The sequence below is a fragment of the Haloplanus sp. genome, from assembly GCF_028275055.1.
GTDB lineage: Archaea > Halobacteriota > Halobacteria > Halobacteriales > Haloferacaceae > Haloplanus.
Genome location: NZ_JAQCNJ010000071.1, coordinates 24,381 through 42,051, shown reverse-complemented (window position 1 = coordinate 42,051; position 17,671 = coordinate 24,381). Strand labels below are relative to the sequence as shown.

The 17,671-nt window shown below is 66.7% G+C and carries 16 protein-coding genes; all 16 read right to left on the bottom strand.

From position 1 onward, the window contains the following. Positions 1 to 94 precede the first annotated feature (94 nt). The 16 genes from Q0925_RS09230 to Q0925_RS09155 all read right to left on the bottom strand — a co-directional run bounded on the left by Q0925_RS09230 (position 95) and on the right by Q0925_RS09155 (position 17,589). Positions 95 to 688, bottom strand: a complete 594-nt coding sequence (locus tag Q0925_RS09230; protein ID WP_299334534.1) for a hypothetical protein — start codon at positions 686 to 688, stop codon at positions 95 to 97. 45 nt (positions 689 to 733) lie between these two features. Continuing rightward, positions 734 to 2,899: an ATP-dependent DNA helicase gene (locus Q0925_RS09225; RefSeq protein ID WP_299334532.1), complete on the bottom strand. Its 2,166-nt coding sequence runs from the start codon at positions 2,897 to 2,899 to the stop codon at positions 734 to 736. A gap of 172 nt (positions 2,900 to 3,071) precedes the next feature. Further along, positions 3,072 to 3,545 (bottom strand): histidine kinase, encoded by a 474-nt coding sequence (locus Q0925_RS09220; RefSeq protein ID WP_299334529.1) that lies wholly within the window; start codon positions 3,543 to 3,545, stop codon positions 3,072 to 3,074. Between the two features lie 153 nt (positions 3,546 to 3,698). Continuing rightward, complete coding sequence (gene argF, locus Q0925_RS09215) at positions 3,699 to 4,598, bottom strand: ornithine carbamoyltransferase (protein WP_299334527.1); 900 nt, start codon at positions 4,596 to 4,598, stop codon at positions 3,699 to 3,701. Further along, positions 4,595 to 5,668 carry a [LysW]-lysine hydrolase gene (locus tag Q0925_RS09210; protein ID WP_299334524.1) on the bottom strand — a complete coding sequence of 358 codons (1,074 nt, stop codon included), beginning with the start codon at positions 5,666 to 5,668 and terminating at the stop codon, positions 4,595 to 4,597. The genes argF and Q0925_RS09210 overlap by 4 nt, the downstream gene beginning before the upstream one ends. Next, positions 5,665 to 6,789 carry an aspartate aminotransferase family protein gene (locus tag Q0925_RS09205; RefSeq protein ID WP_299334521.1) on the bottom strand — a complete coding sequence of 375 codons (1,125 nt, stop codon included), beginning with the start codon at positions 6,787 to 6,789 and terminating at the stop codon, positions 5,665 to 5,667. Before Q0925_RS09205 ends, Q0925_RS09210 begins: the two co-directional genes overlap by 4 nt. Continuing rightward, positions 6,786 to 7,610, bottom strand: coding sequence for an acetylglutamate/acetylaminoadipate kinase (locus tag Q0925_RS09200; RefSeq protein WP_299334518.1), 825 nt, complete (start codon positions 7,608 to 7,610; stop codon positions 6,786 to 6,788). Before Q0925_RS09200 ends, Q0925_RS09205 begins: the two co-directional genes overlap by 4 nt. Next, the gene (gene argC / locus Q0925_RS09195; protein WP_299334516.1) at positions 7,607 to 8,644 is read right to left on the bottom strand and encodes an N-acetyl-gamma-glutamyl-phosphate reductase; all 1,038 of its coding nucleotides are present in this window, start codon (positions 8,642 to 8,644) and stop codon (positions 7,607 to 7,609) included. The genes Q0925_RS09200 and argC overlap by 4 nt, the downstream gene beginning before the upstream one ends. Next, positions 8,641 to 9,507 (bottom strand): lysine biosynthesis protein LysX, encoded by an 867-nt coding sequence (gene lysX / locus Q0925_RS09190; RefSeq protein WP_299334626.1) that lies wholly within the window; start codon positions 9,505 to 9,507, stop codon positions 8,641 to 8,643. Before lysX ends, argC begins: the two co-directional genes overlap by 4 nt. A gap of 2 nt (positions 9,508 to 9,509) precedes the next feature. Then, positions 9,510 to 10,730, bottom strand: coding sequence for an argininosuccinate synthase (locus Q0925_RS09185; protein ID WP_299334513.1), 1,221 nt, complete (start codon positions 10,728 to 10,730; stop codon positions 9,510 to 9,512). Positions 10,731 to 11,003: 273 nt separating this feature from the next. Beyond that, positions 11,004 to 11,825: a uroporphyrinogen-III C-methyltransferase gene (cobA, locus tag Q0925_RS09180; RefSeq protein WP_299334511.1), complete on the bottom strand. Its 822-nt coding sequence runs from the start codon at positions 11,823 to 11,825 to the stop codon at positions 11,004 to 11,006. Positions 11,826 to 11,854: 29 nt separating this feature from the next. Continuing rightward, on the bottom strand, positions 11,855 to 12,157 hold the full coding sequence (locus Q0925_RS09175; RefSeq protein WP_299334508.1) for a DUF6360 family protein: 303 nt from the start codon (positions 12,155 to 12,157) through the stop codon (positions 11,855 to 11,857). Further along, positions 12,157 to 13,920, bottom strand: coding sequence for a nitrite/sulfite reductase (locus Q0925_RS09170; RefSeq protein ID WP_299334506.1), 1,764 nt, complete (start codon positions 13,918 to 13,920; stop codon positions 12,157 to 12,159). The genes Q0925_RS09175 and Q0925_RS09170 overlap by 1 nt, the downstream gene beginning before the upstream one ends. Before the next feature lie 408 nt (positions 13,921 to 14,328). Beyond that, on the bottom strand, positions 14,329 to 14,928 hold the full coding sequence (locus Q0925_RS09165; RefSeq protein WP_299334503.1) for a dolichol kinase: 600 nt from the start codon (positions 14,926 to 14,928) through the stop codon (positions 14,329 to 14,331). Position 14,929: 1 nt separating this feature from the next. Then, positions 14,930 to 16,747, bottom strand: coding sequence for a glycine--tRNA ligase (glyS, locus tag Q0925_RS09160; protein WP_299334500.1), 1,818 nt, complete (start codon positions 16,745 to 16,747; stop codon positions 14,930 to 14,932). Continuing rightward, complete coding sequence (locus tag Q0925_RS09155; RefSeq protein ID WP_299334497.1) at positions 16,744 to 17,589, bottom strand: CBS domain-containing protein; 846 nt, start codon at positions 17,587 to 17,589, stop codon at positions 16,744 to 16,746. The genes glyS and Q0925_RS09155 overlap by 4 nt, the downstream gene beginning before the upstream one ends. Between the last annotated feature and the right edge of the window lie 82 nt (positions 17,590 to 17,671).

Here is a 17,671-nt window from a genome sequence, read left to right as displayed (position 1 = left end):
GCTTTCGGTCCCGCCCGTCGGCTGTCCGACCGGCCGTCGCCGGGCGCTCCGTTCGAGGGAGCCACAACCTCGATGGCTCATCTGAACACCACCGTCACCCCTCGCGCTCGCCGATAACCCAGTAGTCGTATGGGCGGTCGCTCCCGCGGTACGACGACACCGAGAGCCGAACGCGGTAGGGGCCTGCCGGCGCCCCTTCGACCACCGACACGCGCTTGTCGACCCGAATCCCGTCGACGACCGTCCCGTTCGCGTGTGTCGCCGTCACGTTCGTGACGAGGAGCGCGTGTCCTCCGTCGAACCGACCGGGGGCGGTGACCCGACCCAGCGACCGCTCGCCGTCGATATCGGCCGGGTCGAGGGTAATCGGCTCCGACCGGTGACAGTCGCCACTCGGCGGCCGGATGGGCGTCACCGTCGGCTTGTACGGCCCGGAAAACGTCTCCCGCCAGCACGGCCCCACGTCGTCGCGCCGGTCGACAAAGACGACCTGTAGCGTGATGCTGACCGAGGCGATGTCGTCGGGTACCGCTCCCGCGCGGACGACGTGCTCGACGCCGGCGGGGTCGGACACGGCTGTCGTCGTCGACGCGTCCGTCGCGTCGGGTGTGGCTTCGGGTGCCAGCCCCACACAACCGGCACCGAACAACACGATCACCACGACGATGGCGCGTCTGCCTCGTCGCATACGAGGGCCCATCGACGGCACATCAAAATGCGTTTCGGCGGTCGCTCACGGCGCCGGCGGGTCACCATCGTAGGCATCGAGGTCGGCGTAGAAGTTCAGCATCGCGAACTGTAGTTTCTCGGGGGCGACGTCGATGATCTCGTCCCGTTCCTCCGCCGGGAACGAGTCGCGAACACCGTACTTCCCCATGTCGCGCCCGGCGCGCGTGTAGCGTTTATCGAGAAGGACACGAACGCCGAAGTCATCGGGCGATCGGATCACCCGCCCCAGCGCCTGTCGGGTCTTGCGGATCGTCGGAATCTCGACCGCGTATCGCCAGCCCGCGTCCGAGGTCCGGTGGCCGTACTCGCGGTCGTAGGCGTCTTGGACCGCTTCGAGACGTGTCGAGAGGCTGGGATAGGGAACGCCGACGACGACGACGGTCCGGGCGTCGTTGCCGTCGAAGCTCACCCCTTCGCCGAGCGTGCCCCACAACGACGTGAACAAAGCGGCGTCGTCGGCTTCGACGAACCGCTGACGGAGGGTCTCGGTCGGTGTTCCCGCCTCGTCGAGATAGGCGTTCGAAAGCGAGAGGCGGCCGTGGTACCGCTCGGCCTCCGCGTACGAGGGACAGAACACGAGCGTGTTGCCCGGCGTCACTCCGATAACGCCGGCGAGCGTCTCCGCGACCGTCGCCTGTGTCTCGGGGTCGTCGCGGTCGCTAGAAAAGAGCGCCGGTCCCGTGACAGCGTAGGTCCGCCGGCGCTTCTCGGGATACTCCAGCCCGTAGGCCAGTGTCGCCGGCGACTCCAGTCCCAACACGTCCGAGAGAACGTCGAACGGCCGCAACGTCGCGCTCATCAGCACGCTCGCGGCCACCTCATCGAACAACCCTTCGGTCACCTCCCGAGGGATGGCGGTGTACAGTTCCGCCCGGCCGTACACCTCGTTGCTCCCCCGGTCCCGGCGCACCGCCGCCATCGGGCGGCGGCCGAGGTCCGCCCCCATCCCCATCCAGTCGGCAACGAACCGCGCCGCCTGGAGCGTCGACGACTCCTGTCGGGTCGTCGTCTCGCCGCGGCGGTACGCCTCCTCGTAGGCCTCGTCGAGTGCTCCACCCAGTTGGAGCGCGAGGTCGAGTTCGGTGTCGATTCCTTCGCCCTCGTAGGCGTCGAGAAACCCAAGCGTCAGGTCGTCCCGGCGGTCGTCGTTGTCGATATCGAGGTCGTGCCACTCCTCGCCGACCTGGTCGCGTTCTCCAAAGCCCAGCGCACCGTCGACGGCCCTCTCCAGTCCGGTCAGAAACGCCTCGATAACGTTTCGAGCGCTCGATGCCCGCGAGTCGTCGGCGTCGTCGAGTTCCGCGATCGCACCCTCGAGTGTCCGCGCCGAGAGCGTCCGGGTGGCGTGTTCGCGGGCCGCGGCCTCGATGTTGTGTGCCTCGTCGAAGACGGTGATCACCTCCGAGGGATCACGATCCAGCCACCGAAAAAAGTGTTCGCGGATCGAGGGATCGAGCAGGTGGTGGTAGTTGCAGACGACGAGGTCGATTTCCTCCATCCCCTCTTTCAGGAGTTCGTAGCCACAAAGCCCCCGTTCGTCGGCGTAGGCGTAGATCTCCTCTGGGGTGCGAACGTCCTCGAACAGCCATTCCCGGAACTCCTCCGTGTTCCGGGTGAGGTTCGCGCGGTAGTGTTCACAGACGTTCGCCGCCTCCAACCCCTCGATTTCCTCCTCCAATTCGTCGAGTTCGTCGACAACGGCAGTCCGGGCCGCTGCGGCCTCGTCGTCCCCGTCCCGCACTGCGTCGAGGAGGGCGTCGCTCCGGTCGGCGAGTTCCCGACGGTCCCGTTCGGCCTCGACCAGCGATTGGGTGGTCTCCTTGAGACTCCGACACTCCTCGTACCCCACGTCGAGGTGACACATCGACGCCTTTCCCTTGAAAACGACCGCCCGGATCGGCGCCTCGCGAGCGATGGCGCGGGCGTCCTCGACGAACTGGCGCATCTGCTGGTGGACGTTCGTCGTGATGACCACCGTTCGGTCCTCGTCGCGGGCGTGGGCGAGTGCCGGCACGAGTGCCGACAACGTTTTGCCGGTCCCCGGTGCGCCTTCGAGCAGTACGTCCTGTCCACGGGCCAGCGAGTTGGCGATCCGGTCCATCGCCTCACGCTGGTTCGGGTACGGTTCGTCGTAGGGAAAGAACCGCTCGTGTCCCGCCGTGTCTGCCACAGAACCGCGTTACGCGTGCCGGGATTAAAACCCTCGGGCGGGGCGTGGCACGCTGCTCTCGGTTTTCGACCCGGAACGGTTCGACCCGACCGACCGGTTGCACACGGTCCCGACCACTGCCTCCCGACACACCGACCGAGGTCCACGCAGGCCGCGCTCGCTCCCGGCGCACTCAGAGCGCGTCGGCCGTCGCGGCGTAGACGCCGCCGAGAACGCCGCCATAGACGACGTGCCACAGGAGCGAGGGCGGCGCGAAGTTGGGGAACGGCGGCGAGGCGGGCGAGCCAACGGCGCTCAGCCATAGGGGCATGAGCAACGCCGCCAGAACGGCCCACGTCGCAACGCCCCACGCGACACCTAGCCCGAGGAGTTTACCGGTCGAGTTCAGGTTTAGCGCGCCGACGGCCGCCGCGAACACGACGCCCAGAACCGCTCCGTGGGAGGCGTGGACGACCATCCCCACCCCCGGGTTCGGGGGCGGCGCGAGCGTGTACAGCGAGGGGATCGCCACCGCGAGCGTTGGCGCGTTCATCGCGAGAACAAGCCCGCCCATCGCCAACGCGCCGACGATGCCGCCGATGACGCCCGCCTGCCAGTTGCCGTTCGATTCTCTCGTCGCCACCGTCGAATCGGTTTGTGTCGCCATACCGCAACCGACCACCTGTGGGTACAATGACGTTCGGGGATCGGACGCCTCTCACACACGCCGGTGGGCGTATTATATATCATGACACCGAAAGCACAGAACCTTGTTGGATACGTCGCCCCACGGTCAACATCCGGCGTCCCACGGCCCACGTCACGCGAGCAGTTCGACGAGCAGACCGGCCTGTGCGTGCAGGCGGTTCTCGGCCTGTCGCCAGATCAGCGTCCGGTCGTCTTCGATCACGTCGTCGGTGATCTCCTCGCCGCGGTGGGCGGGCAGACAGTGCATCACCCTCGCGTCGCCGCCCGCGAGAAGGTCGGCGTTCACCTGATAGCCGTCGAACGCCGACAGCTTCTCATCTCGGATGTCCTCTTCTCCCATCGACACCCACACGTCGGTGTAGACAACGTCGGCGTCGGCGGCCGCGGTCTCCGGGTCGTCGACGAGCGTCGGCGACCGACCCAGTTCAGCCGCCCGATCCAGTACGTCCCCGTCGATTCCGTACGCCGGTGGCGCCGTCACGGTGCAGTCAAGCCCCGCAAGCGCCGCGCCGAGGACGAACGACTGGGCGACGTTGTTGCCGTCACCGATCCACGCGACGGTCACATCCTCGAAGCCGCCGAACGCCTCCCGCACCGTTAGCAGATCCGCGAGCGTCTGACAGGGGTGGGCGTCGTCGGTCAAGCCGTTGATCACCGGCACATCGGCGTATGTGGCCAGCGTCTCGGCCGCCGAGTGGTCGAACAGTCGCGCCATGATGGCGTCGGCGTACCCCGCAAGCGCGCGGGCGGTGTCTTTGATCGGTTCGCCCCGGCCGAGGTGGATGTCGTTCGGCCCGAGAAAGATGGCGTGGCCGCCAAGCCGCGTCATCGCCGTTTCGAAGGAGGTCCGGGTTCGCGTGCTCGGCTTCTCGAACACCATCGCCAGCGTCCGCCGGGTGAGGTCGGTGTCGTCCTCGCCGGCCTTGATCGCGGCCGCGCGGTCGAGAACCGTCTCCAGTTCCCCGGCCGTGAGGTCGTCCACGTCGAGGAGGTCGGTCGTCTCGACGCTCATCCGCCGCCACCCTGCAGGCGCTTGCAGGCGTCGATCAACACCTCGATAGCACGGTCGTACTCGGCCAGCGGGATGTGTTCGTCCGGCGCGTGATCGAGGTCCGAGTCGCCGGGGCCGTACGTGATCATCGGGCAGTCCCACGTCGACGCGAAGACGTTCATATCCGCCGTCCCCGTCTTCCGGAGAAGGCGAGGGTCGCCCCCCGCAGACCGGATGGCCACCCGAAACGCCCTGGCAACGTCCGTCCGCGGGCTCTCCATCACCGGCGGGACCGCGTCGTACCAGTGGACGGTGCCGCCGTCGAGTCGGCCGGCCGCCATCTCCCGGACGTCGTCGACGGTGTACTCCGGCGGAACGCGGAACTGGACTTCCATCGTCGCTTCGACGGAGAGCCCGTCGACGCTGGTTCCACCCTCGAACTCCGTGGGCTTGCAGGTCACCTGCTCGAAGACGGGCAGGTACTCGTCGGGGTCGAACTCACGTTCGACCTGCGACCACCAGTCCATCGCGTCCTGAATCGCGTTGTTCTCGGGGCGTGAGGTGTGGCCCGACTCGCTGGTGGCGACGTACGTCCCCGCCAACAGGCCACGGTAGCCGAGGGTGATCCCCGTCCATCCGCTGGGCTCGCCGTTGACGACCGCGTCGGGTTCGGCGCGGCCGTTTTCGACCACGTGGCGCGCACCGCGCGAGTCAACCTCCTCGCCGACGACGCCGAGAAAGCTGACGCCCGTTTCAACTGCGGCGACGGCCATCGCTGCCAGCGATCCGGTCGCGTCGACGCTTCCGCGCCCCCACAGCGACCGTTCGCCGTCCGCGCCGTCGTCGATTTCGACCGGGATGTCGCCCGGCACGGTGTCGATGTGCGAGGTGAGAAGAACGGCGTCGTCCGCCGGCGCGTGGACGTTCCCCACCTCGTCGCGCCACACCTCGCGGCCGTTGGCCTCGAAAAACGCGACGAGGCGCTCGGCCGCGGCGTCCTCCTCGCCCGACGGTGAGGGTGTCTCAACGAGGTCGACGAGGAGCCGCTGTGCGGCGCTCAACTCCGCTCCACCCGTCTCGCTGACCGTCATCCGAGCACCGCCTCCAGCGACTCGACGAGGCTGTCTGCCTCCTCCTGCCCGATCGTCAGCGGCGGCAACAGTCTGAGGACGGTCCGCCCCGCCGGCAAAGCGAGCACCTGTTCTTCGAGCGCCAAGTCCCGCAGGAGCCGGTTGGCCCCCCGCTTCACCTCGACACCGATCATCAACCCCTGTCCGCGTACGTCGCGCACCGGGAGGTCGGCGTCGTCGATGGACTCCATCAGATAACTCCCCACGTCGGCGGCGTGGGTTGGCAGATCCTCCTCGACGACGACGTCGAGGGTGGCGTTTGCGGCCGCACACACGACCGGCCCGCCGCTGAACGTCGAGCCGTGCTCGGGGTCGGCGTCCGCGATCCAGTCCGCACAGACGGTCGCACCCAACGGGAGGCCGCTGGCGATCCCTTTCGCCGTCGTGAGGATATCCGGGGCCACCTTCACCGCCTCGCAGGCCCACATCGCTCCGGTGCGGCCTACCCCCGTCTGAATCTCGTCGAAAACGAGCGCCGCACCGGCCTTCCGCGTGATCGACCGAGCCCGTTTCAGATACGGCTCCGACGCGGGGTGGATCCCCCCCTCGCCTTGGATGGGTTCGAGAAAGACCGCCGCCGTCTCCTCGTCGACCGCCTCGGCGAGTTCCTCCTCGTCGCCGTAGGAGACGAACTCGATGCCACCCGCGAGCGGTTCGAACGGCTTTTTGTATTTATCCTTCCACGTCATCGCCAGTGCGCCGAGGGTTCGGCCGTGGAATCCACGACGGGTGGCGACGATTTTCTCCCGCCCGGTCGCGTTGCGAGCGAACTTCATCGCCGCCTCGTTGGCCTCGGTGCCGGAGTTACACAGCCAGACGTTGTCCAGTCCGGGGGGCGACACCGTCGCCATCTTCTCGTACAGTTCCGTCCGCGCCTCGACCGGGTACGACGCCTGGACGTAGACGAGGTCTTCGACCTGTGATTTGATCGCGTCGACGACCCGTGGGTGGCTGTGGCCTACGGACGCGACGGCGTAACTCGCGCCGAAGTCCAGGTACTCTGTGCCGTCGTCGGCGTAGAGGGTGGCCCCCTCGCCGCGTTCGATGCCGATGGGTTTCTCCGAAAAGATGAATCCGCTCATGTGTCTTCCAGTGCGCTCGCGTGGATGTGTGTACCGCTTTCGCCCAGCGCGGCCGTGACGGGCGCGTCGGCGTTGGCGTCGGCGACGACCACCTCGGTCGCGCCCCGTTCCAGCGCCTCCGTCGCGGCCATCACCTTCTTTATCATAAAGCCCTCCGCGGCGTCGTCGAGCGCGTCGTACTCCGCGGGGGTGGTTACCGCTTCGATCAGCGTCGACGGGTCGTCGGGGTCGGCGTACACGCCCGCCACGTCCGTGAGAACGACCAGTCGGCCGCCGAGTGCGCCTGCGACCGCCGCGGCCATCCGGTCGGCGTCCGTGTTCACCGCCACACCGTCGTTGGCCAGCATCGGTGGCCCCGCGACGGGGGTGTAGCCGTCGCCGAGCAGACGCTCCAACAGACCGGTGTTTACCGACTCGATCGTTCCCGAGTGGTCGCCTCGTTTGATCTTCTTCGTGCCGTTCTCGATCACCCGCACCGCCGACTTCCGCGCGCCGGTGACGAGGCCGCCATCGACACCGGAGAGTCCAACGGCGTCGACACCCGCCGCCCGCATCGTCGCGACGAGGTCGTTGTTCACTCGGCCCATCGCCATCGTGAACGCCTCCATCGTCGCCTCGTCGGTGAACCGGCCGACGACGCCGTCCGGCGTCTCGACGTACGTGGGTTCGATTCCCAGGCGGTCCAGTAGGTCGTCCACGGCGGTCGACCCGCCATGAACGACGACGACGGGTTCACCATCTGCCACGAGGTCGGCCACGTCGGCCACCGCCCCTGCCGGGTCAACCGCCTTTGCACCGCCGATCTTCACCACGACCGTCATGGCGAACCTACGGGGTGGAATCCCTGAAAGTCTAACCCTGCGGTTTCCTCGATCCCGAGAGCGACGTTCGCAGCGTGGACGGCCTGCCCGGCCGATCCTTTCATCATGTTGTCGATGGCCGAGAACACAACCAGCCGCCGGTTTCCGGGATCGATCTCGAAGCCCACCTCGGCGTTGTTGGTGCCGGCTACCGTTTTCGGTTCGGGGTAGCGGTAGACGCCGCCGCCGCCGGCGACGGTGCGCACGAACGGTTCGTCGCCGTAGGTCTCACGATAGGCGCTCCACAACTCCTTTTTGTTCACCGGCCCGTCGGGGAAGACGTGACAGGTCGCGGCCGCGCCACGGGTCATATCCACCGCGTGGACGGTGAACGAAACCGACAGGCCGAGAAACTCCTCGATTTCGGCCTCGTGACGGTGGCCCGTCGGCGCGTAGGGCCGGACGATGCCCGACCGCTCGGGGTGAGACGAGGCCGCCCCGCCGCCCGCGCCGCCCTCCGAGGAGCCGACCTTTACATCGACGACAACGTTCTCGTCACCGGAGAGGATCCCAGCGTCGAAGAGGGGTTTCAGCCCCAGAATGGTCGCTGTCGCGTTACAACCGCCCGAGGCGATCAGGTCGGCCCCGATGAGGTTCTCCCGGTTGAGCTCCGGCAGGGCGTACTCGGCCTCGTTGAGCAGTTCCGGCCGGTCGTGACCGTCGTACCACTCGTCGTACTGCGCCTCGGTCGAGAGCCGGAAGTCTGCGCTCAGATCCACCACGGTCCCTGCGGCGTCCCGGAAGGCGTCGATGCGTTCCATCGAGACGCCATGCGGTGTCGCCGCGAAGAGGACATCGACCGACTCCAGATCCGCCGGATCGCTGAACCTGAGGTCCATCCCCCTGAGATTCGGGTGTTGGTGGCCGACGGTCTTGCGCTCGTAGCTCCGACTCGTCGCCTGCGCCACCTCGAACTCGGGATGACCGTCGAGCAGGCGAAGGAGTTCGCCGCCGGTGAAGCCGCTCCCACCGACGACGCTCGCGGTGTGGCTCACGCCTCCGCCTCCACGCTCCGGTCGGCCTTCCGTTCGAGCCAGTCGACGATGGCCGCGGGCACGTCGAAGTCGACACAGGAGTCGAGCGCCTTGAACTCGACCGTGTGGTTCACCTCGTGGACGGTGTAGGAGTCGCCCGTCTCCATCAGGTCGACGCCGAGCAAGCCGCCGCCGACGGCGTCGGAGGCGCGTTCCACGAGCTCTGCCACCTCCGAATCCACCGCGAACTCGTTGACCTCGCCGCCCTTCGCGGCGTTCGTGAGCCAGTGATCCGAGCTCCGGGTCATCGCGGCGACGGGATCGCCGTCGGTGGCGACAACGCGGATGTCCCGCCCGGGCTTCTCGACGAACTCCTGAATGTAGAACACCTTGTGCTCGTAGTGGCCGAGGGTGGCCTTGTGTTCGAGGATCGCCTCGGCCGCGCTTCGGCTCTCGACTTTGGCCATCAACCGTCCCCACGACCCGATCACGGGCTTCAGCACACAGGGGTAGCCAAAGGCCTCGATGGACTCGAGGGCGCTGTCGGTGGTGAACGCCACGTCCGTGTTCGGCGTCGGCACGCCCGCGGCGTCGAGAACGAGGCTGTTTTTCACCTTATCGGCACACAGCTCCGCCGTGTCGGCCCCGTTGACGACGGGGACCCCGTAGGCGTCGAGAAACCGCGTCACGTAGCGGCTCCGACTCGTCGCCAGACAGCGATCGACCGCGATGTCGATGTTCTCGAACGCCGCCGGCGGCTCGCTGATGTTGAACCGCTCCTTTCGAACGTCGATCTTTGTCACCTCGTGGTCGCGCTCGCGTAGCTCCGAGAGAAGCAGTTTCTCGTCCCGTCTGATCCGCGAGTAGAGAAGCCCGACGTGCATGCTCACTCCGCTCCCGCGCCGTCGGTCAGCGCTTCGGTTTCCTTCGCCTCCGCGAGCACCTTCGCTGCGAGGCGTTCTTGGAAACCGTGGTATTTCGCGACACCCGTCGCATCCGCCTGCGTGATGTCGCCAACATCCTCCGTGTTGAACGAGGCGAACGACTCGTCGTACACCGCGTGGTCGCTATCGCGCCCGACCGGGCGGGCCTGGCCGCCCTCGAACCGGATCGTTACCGTGCCGGTCACTCGGGTCTGGGTCGCCTCGATGAACGCCTCCAACGCGCTCATCAGCGGCGCGTCGACCAGTCCCTCGTACCCTTTCTGTGACCACTCGTCGTCGACGAGCTTCTTGAAGTCGCGTTCCTCCTTGGTGAGTACGAGGCTCTCCAAGGTCTCGTGGGCGTTCAACAGCGTCGTCGCCGCCGGATGTTCGTAGTTTTCACGCACCTTCAGCCCGAGCATCCGGTCTTCCATCATGTCCGTTCGTCCGACGCCGTACTCGCCGGCGACGTCGTTGAGGTGAGCGATCAGACCGATCGGGTCCATCTCCTCGCCGTCGACGGCGACCGGATAGCCGTTCTCGAAGGTGAGTTCGACCTCCTCGGTGTCGCCGGCGGGCGAGCGTGTCCACTCGTAGATCTCCTCGCCCGGAACGTGACCGGGGTGTTCGAGGTCGCCCCCCTCGACCGACCGGCTCCAGAGGTTCGTGTCGATGCTCCAAACACCCTCGTTGCCGCCCTCCACCGGCAGCTCCTTCTCGTCGGCGTACTCGATCTCCCACTCACGGGTCAACCCGAGTTCACGCACCGGTGCGACGACATCCAACTCCGAGGCACGCCACACCGCCTCGAACCGGAGTTGGTCGTTCCCCTTGCCCGTACAGCCGTGAGCGACGGCGTCGCAGTCGTTTTCCTTCGCCACGTCGAGGATGGACTCCGCGATGACCGGCCGCGCCAACGCCGTTCCCAGTGGGTAGCCTTGGTACGTGGCGTTTGCGCGCACCGAGTCCAGACACATCGACGCGAACTCCGCCCGTGCGTCCACGACGTGGTGTTCCAACCCGAGAGCGTCGGCCGTCTCCTCGGCCTCGGCGAACTCCGCTTCCGGCTGGCCCACGTCGACCGTAACGCCGACCACCTCGTCGTACCCCCACTCCTCCTCGAGGAGCGGAACGCACACTGTCGTGTCGAGTCCGCCGGAGAACGCGAGTGCCACACGTGTCATTACCGTCTTCTCGACGCCTCATGGACTTAAATTCTACGTTTCTGTAATTGAAATAAAATGAGATGCGTCGCGCTCACGACGACGGTTGTGGATGGTCTGGGAAACGGAACGGAACGGGAAATGAGAGATAGGTGGGCCTAACGGCCCGGTCGTCGCGGTCGACGGGCCACGAGCAGCGGGCGGACGAGTTCGGACGGCACAGCCGGTGTCCGATCCATTGATATTATTTTCTGATGTTCGGTACTAATATCTTGCGAACCCGACGGGGCGGCCTCACTCCGTGGAGATGGGTGACCCGTCCCCGGCCGTCCCGCCCGACTGTCGGGCCGTCCCCCCGGCGTGCAGGAACTCAAAGACCCGGTCCCGCACTGACACCACGTCGCCGACAACGGTGACGGCCGGCGGGTCGGTCCCCACCTCCCGTGTTCGGTCGGTGATGGTTTCGGTCGTTCCGGTGACGGTGAACGCCGACGCCCGGGAGGCGTCTTCAACCACGGCAACGGGCGTCCCCGGATCGACCCCTCCTTCCCGAAGGGCGGCGACGGTGTCGGACGGACGGGCGACCCCCATCGGGATGATCAACGTTCCGCCTGCCGTGACCGACCGTGCTAGTGCCGTCCAGTCCAACGCGCTGTGTTCTTCTGTTGGGTCCTCGTAACCTGTCACCACGGTCACACTGGAGGCGTGGTCGCGGTGAGTCGGTGGGATGCCGGCCACCCCCGGGCCGGCGACGGCGCCGGTCACGCCGGGGACGATTTCGAACGGGATACCGGCCGACGCGAGGTGCTCGGCCTCCTCGCCGCCCCTACCGAACACACAGGGGTCGCCGGATCTGAGCCGAACCACGTCCTCGCCGGCGGTCGCCCGCCGGACCAGCGGGCGGGTGATCTCCGCCTGTGACGCCCGCTCGCCGTCGGAACACTCGTCCACACCCACGAGACGAGTCGCGTCGGGGATGGACTCGATCACCGCCTCGCTCACGAGCGAGTCGTGGTAGACGACAGCCGCACCGTCGAGAACCCGACGCGCCTTCACCGTCATGAGTTCGGGGTCGCCCGGGCCGGCCCCGACGAGATACACCGTACCGGGCCGCATCTACGCCACCTCACGACCCGTTCCGACGGTCACCGGCCCCGCCCTCCCGGCACGTCCTCCTCCGTCTCGGCGTTCGCCGCCTGCCGTTTCAGATCGGCGGCCAGCGCCCGTGCCTGATCGGGCGAGAGCGAGACACCGTCCGCGTGGTGGTCGACGTGTGTCACGTCCTCCCCGTCGAACTCGAGCCGGAGTCTGACGTGTCCCGGGGCGGCCTTCGACCGGTCCACGTCGACGACGGCCGCCGCGTCGTCGCTCCAGTCGGGACCGAACACCCGTCCGGTCACGAAATCGAGCGTCGTGTACGCGCTCACGTCGAGCAGTCTGATCGCCATCAGTCCGACGAGATGGGGACGTCGTCGGCGGTGGTCGGTGCGGGGCTTTCCTCCTCCGCGAACGGGTACCACGACTGTTTGGCGTCGTACATGTACGGGTCCGCGTAGGTGGTTTCCTCGGGTTCGCACAGATCGACGATGGATTCGGCTCCGATATCCTCGACCCACTCCCGGAAGGTCTGGCCATCGTCGCGGTGGGCGGCGAACGCACCGATCAGGCTCCGGATCGCACCCGGCACCTCGTCCGCGGGGACCCGCTGACTGACCCACTCGACGAACTCGGGTTTTGCCCCGAGGCCGCCACCGACGCCGATATCGAGTGCCTCGACGATCTCTCCGTCCTTTTGCGCCCGCATCCCTTGGAGACCGATGTCGGCGGTGTAGGCGTGGCCACAGTCCGCGGTACAGCCGGAGTAGTGGATCTTGACCGTCGCCACGTCGTCCGGCACGTCGACGTTCGCGTTGAGCCACCGGAGGATCCGCGTCAAGCGCAGTTTCGTCTCCGTGAGCGCGATGCTACAGAACTCGGTGCCGGTACACGCCATCCCGCCGCGCTCGAACGGCGACGGCTCCGGCCGGTGGGTTTCAAGCAGGGGTTCGTCGAGCAACGCGTCGACCGCATCCGCTTCGACGTCCATGATCAGCGGGTTCTGCCGGCGGGTGAGACGGAGTTCGCCGGAACCGTACGCCTCGGCCACGTCGGCCAGTGCGATGGCCTCCCGTGCTGTCATCCGGCCAACCGGGGTGTTCAGGCCGACGTACTTCCGACCGTCCGGCTGGTCGTGGACGCCGACGTGGTCGATCTTCCCCTCCTCGGGCGGGCGACCGGCGTTGTAGGTGTACTCCTCGCGGAAGTTCCGCCCCGCCTCGTGGAGGTCGAAGTCGACGTACTCCGTGAGGAGGTCGCGGATCTCGTCGGTCCCGTGATCGTCGACAAAGAACCGACTCCGGTTCTTTTGTCGGTTGTCCCGACGGCCGTGTTCGTGGTACAGTTCGACGAACCCCCGAACGAGGTCGTAGGCGTTCTCCGGGCGGACAAACGTGTCGATGCTCCGCGCACGCCGAGGTTCGCGGCTTCCCAACCCGCCTCCGATACGGACGTTGAACCCGGTGACGACCTGGCCGTCGATCTTCTTTTCGGCCGGCTCCAACCCGATCCCGTTGATGGCGTCCTGTGCACACCCTTCGCGACAGCCCGTGACGCTGATGTTGAACTTCCGGGGCATGTTGGCGAGGTCGTCATCGCCACGCAGGTCCTCCTGAAGCCGTTCGAGAAGCGGTTGTGTCTCGATCAGTTCCGCCTCGTCCTTGCCGGCGACCGGACAGCCGACGATGTTTCGCATCGTGTCGCCTCCCGACGACCGCGTCGTCACCCCGACCGACTCCAGTTTGTCCCAGATATCCGGTACGTCCTCTAGGTTGATCCAGTGGAGTTGGATCGACTGCCGGGTCGTGAGGTCGATCCACGCGTCGCCGAACTCGGGATTGTCGACGGGGCCGGTGGCGTAATCACGCGCTACCTCGCCGATGGCCCGCAACTGCTCGGCGTTCAACTGGCCGTTGGCGTTCGTCAGTCGCATCATGAAATACGATTCCTGCCCGTCGCGCTGGTGGAAGACGCCCCAGAACTTGAACCGCGAGAACCACATGTCGCGTTCGTCCTCGGGGATCGACTCCCACCCCTTCTCGGCAAACTCGAGGATCTTTTCTCGAACCTCGTCGCCGTACATCCCTTTCTTCCACGTCTCCTTCTTGTTGCTCATCGGGGCGCACCTCCGGAACCAGCCGTGTGTCCATTCTTCCCCGTCGCAACCTCAGATACCTCAATATTTCTCATGGGCGAGTATCTGTTGATCGCTCCGTATAAGCATATCTGTTTACAAAACGGTAGTTATTTTTTCTTCAGTCGATGCTCGTTCGGTTTATTATGACGTATGACGTGTATAAGGGTGTAATTCGCCGGCCTACCTCCAGTACGGTGGACGATCATCGTCCAACCGGCCCACTGTGGTCCACGGATACCCGCTTGACCGAACCGCAGAACGCCCCGCTGGCCGACGCTTGTGTTGCCGAGGCCTGCGCGTTGCCGAACCACCGGACGGGCGCTGAAACGCGTCGTGAACTCGCAGGCACTGAGTGGCCGACCTCCGGCACCGGCCGGGTCGCCGACCCTACCCGCCACCCGCCCACAGGACGAGTTGGATCCCCAAACACGCCACCGGCGGGATGGTGAGGTTATCGTCAACCACGTACCCCCGGACCACGGGAGTAAACCCGTCGGCAATCGTCGCCCCGGCGCCGCCGACGGCCGCGGCGGCGAGTGCCGTCGGGAGCGCGACGTAGCCGACGAGGACCGGTGTGGCCAAACAAAAACACACCACAAACATCGCGGCGAGAACGCCGGCGCGCTTGGCGCGGCCGGCCTCGTTCGCTCCGAGCAGACCGCTGACCGGATCGCCGACGGCCAACATCAGCATACCGGGGACGGCGGCCGGCGGATCGAAAACCAGCGCCACGCCCGTCATACTGAACATATACAGCGCGTAGCCGGCGACGTTCTCCCGTTCGTACTCCCGGGTGAGCGCGTCGTACACCGCCCAATCGAGGCCAACGCCGAGTCGGACCGCCTCGAGGCCGGCCGCGACGACGGAGGCGACGACGAGGACGTAGCCGAGCGTCCGCCAATCGACCAGTTCGAGCAGATACAGCGCCGGGAAGCCGACCCCGCTCGCGTGGACGGCCCGCCGTCGGAGTTCGCCGCCGACCGCCATCTCAGGACCGCGTCACGTCGGTGTCGACACGGTCGTAGTTCGCAAGCAGTCGGTCGAAGCTTCCCTCGCCTTCGAGAAGGGTTCCAAGCGCCGTCACCAGGTCGTCGACCGGGACACGGACCTGCGCCGTCGTGTCTCGATCCCGGACCGTCACCGTCGTCGGCTCCGTCTCGACGCTCTCGTGGTCGACGGTGACCGACAGGGGCGTGCCAACCTCGTCCTGCCGGCGGTAACGCCGGCCGATATTGCCGGAATCGTCGTGAGCGACCGACAGCCCCGCCGCCCGTAGGTCGGCGACCACCTCGTCGGCCAACGTCTCCAACGCGGCGTCGCCCACGAGGGGAAAGACGGCCACATCGGTCGGAGCCACCTCCGCCGACAACGAGAGGTAGGTCCGCTCCTCGCCGTCGACCTCGTCGCGTCCGAAGGCGTGTGCGATCAGCGTGTACACCGTCCGATCGACGCCGAAGGACGGTTCGATCACGTACGGCATGACGTGTTCGCCCGCCTCGGTCTGCGTCTCGATCCGGAAGCCCGCCACCTCTGTGTCGACGGTCACGTCGTCGCCGTCGACCCCGACGGTCACCGTCTCGCCGCCGAACGCCCCGGGGTCACGCCCCGCGAGGTCACGCAGGGCGTCGGCGATGTCGTCGGCCCGACCGCCGAACTCCGGGCCGAGAACGCTCATGTCGGGGTCGGCGACCGCCCGTTCGACGGTCCGGGGCTCGTCGTACTGCGTGAAAACGGTGAAGTCGTCGTCGCCGTGGGTGGCGTGTTTCGAGAGGTCGTAGTCGCCCCGCGAAGCGAAGCCGGCGATCTCGATCCAGTCGCCGTCGGTCGGGTCCTCGGGGTTCTCGGCCGCGCCGCTCACCTCGCTCTCGGCGTCCCAGCAGTCGGCGGCGTAGTGGGCACGTTCTCCGGGGAGGTGCTGGCGGAAGCGAAACCGGTCCATGTCGACGCCGATCCGGTCGTACCACTCCCGGGCGACACCCAGGTAGTACGCCACCCACTCGCTGGTGACGATGCCATCGTCGACGGCCTCCGAAACGGTCGCCTCGACGTAGCCGCCTCCCTCCGCCTCCTGTTCGGTCGCCGGGTAGAGGCGGAGTGACACGTCCGCGACCCGCGAGAGCGGCGGATCGTCGTCGTCCGGATCGACGAACTGCTCCAACTCGGCCTGGGTGAACTCCCGGGTTCGGACGATCCCCTTCCGTGGACTGATCTCGTTGCGGTAGGCGCGGCCGATCTGCGTGATCCCGAAGGGGAGTTTATTACGCGCGTACTGCTTCAGTCGGGGAAACTCGACGAAGATGCCCTGTGCGGTCTCCGGGCGGAGGTAGCCCCGTTGTCCCGATCCGGGGCCGATCCCCGTTTCGAACATGAGGTTGAACTCCTCGATCGAACGGCCGGCGAGTGGCGCGCCACACGTGGGACAGGCCACCTCGTACTCCGCGACGAGGGTCTCGACCTTCGGGACCGGTAGGCTCTCTGCCTCCTCGATGTCGCTTGCGTCCTCTATCAGGTGGTCTGCGCGGTGGCTCTCGCCACACTCCCCACACTCGACGAGCATATCGTCGAAGCCGTCGAGGTGGCCCGACGCCTCGAAGACGGGTTCGGGGGCGATGGTCGGTGCCTCGATCTCGTCGTTGCCCTCACGGACGGTGAAGCGGTCGCGCCACGCCGACTCGACGTTGCGCTTGAGCGCCGCACCCTCCGGACCGAACGTGTAGAAGCCGGCGACGCCGCCGTAGGACTCGTTCGCCCGGAAAAAGAAGCCACGTCGCTTTGCGAGTTCCGTGATGGTTTGGGCGTCGCTCATACACCCTCCAGTAGATCGATGTCGCGGACGATACCCGCGAGCGACCCGCCGTCGACCAGTGGCGTCTGTTCGATGTCGTTCGAAAGCAGAAGCTGTGCCACCTCCTCGGCGGTTCTGTGGCCCGACACCGTCACCAACTCCTCGCTCATAAAGGTCGCGGCGGGTTCGCGTGGAATCTCGACGCTTCGGGTCGGAAAGTACCGGTTACCGACGGCCTTGATGCCCTCCCACATCCACTCGTCGTCCTCGTTGGCGAGGCTCTCGCCGGTGTCGTCCTCGCCCTCGACGACCCGGGCGACATCGATGATGTCCACCTCGGTCAACATCCCCGCCATTCCGCCCTCGTCGTCGAGAACGACCGCGTACGGCACGTCGGCGTAGTTGATCTCCCGTTCGACGACCGTCAGCGGTGCCTCGTGGTAGGTGGTGTTGATCTCCCGCCGTGCCAGCGTGTCGACCTGCGCGCCGCCCTCGACGTCGCCCCGGGCGATGGCCCGCACCACGTCCGTCACCGTGAGGATCCCGTCGAGTTCGTCGTCGACGACCGGCACCCGACGGGCCCCTTCGGCGACCATCATCCGTGCCACCCCGACGAGGTCGGCGTCCGTCGTCGTCGTCGGCACGTCGCGCATCAGCATCGCCAGTTGGTCCTCGTCGGGATTCTCGATGAGATCGTCCCGCGAGACGAGCCCCCGGTAGGTTTCGCCGTCGTCGGTCGGTTTGACGACGGGAATCGAGGAGAAGCCCCGTTCCTGTAGATACTTGAGGGCGTCGTCCCGGGTTCCGGGAAGTTCCACCGTGACGACGTCCTCGCGGGGCGTCATCGCGTCGGCTACATGCATGTCCCCCGTTCGACCGTCCATCCTCTAATACTCTGCGAACACGCCGACCCGGTCGTCGTATCGATGTATTTATATGCGATTG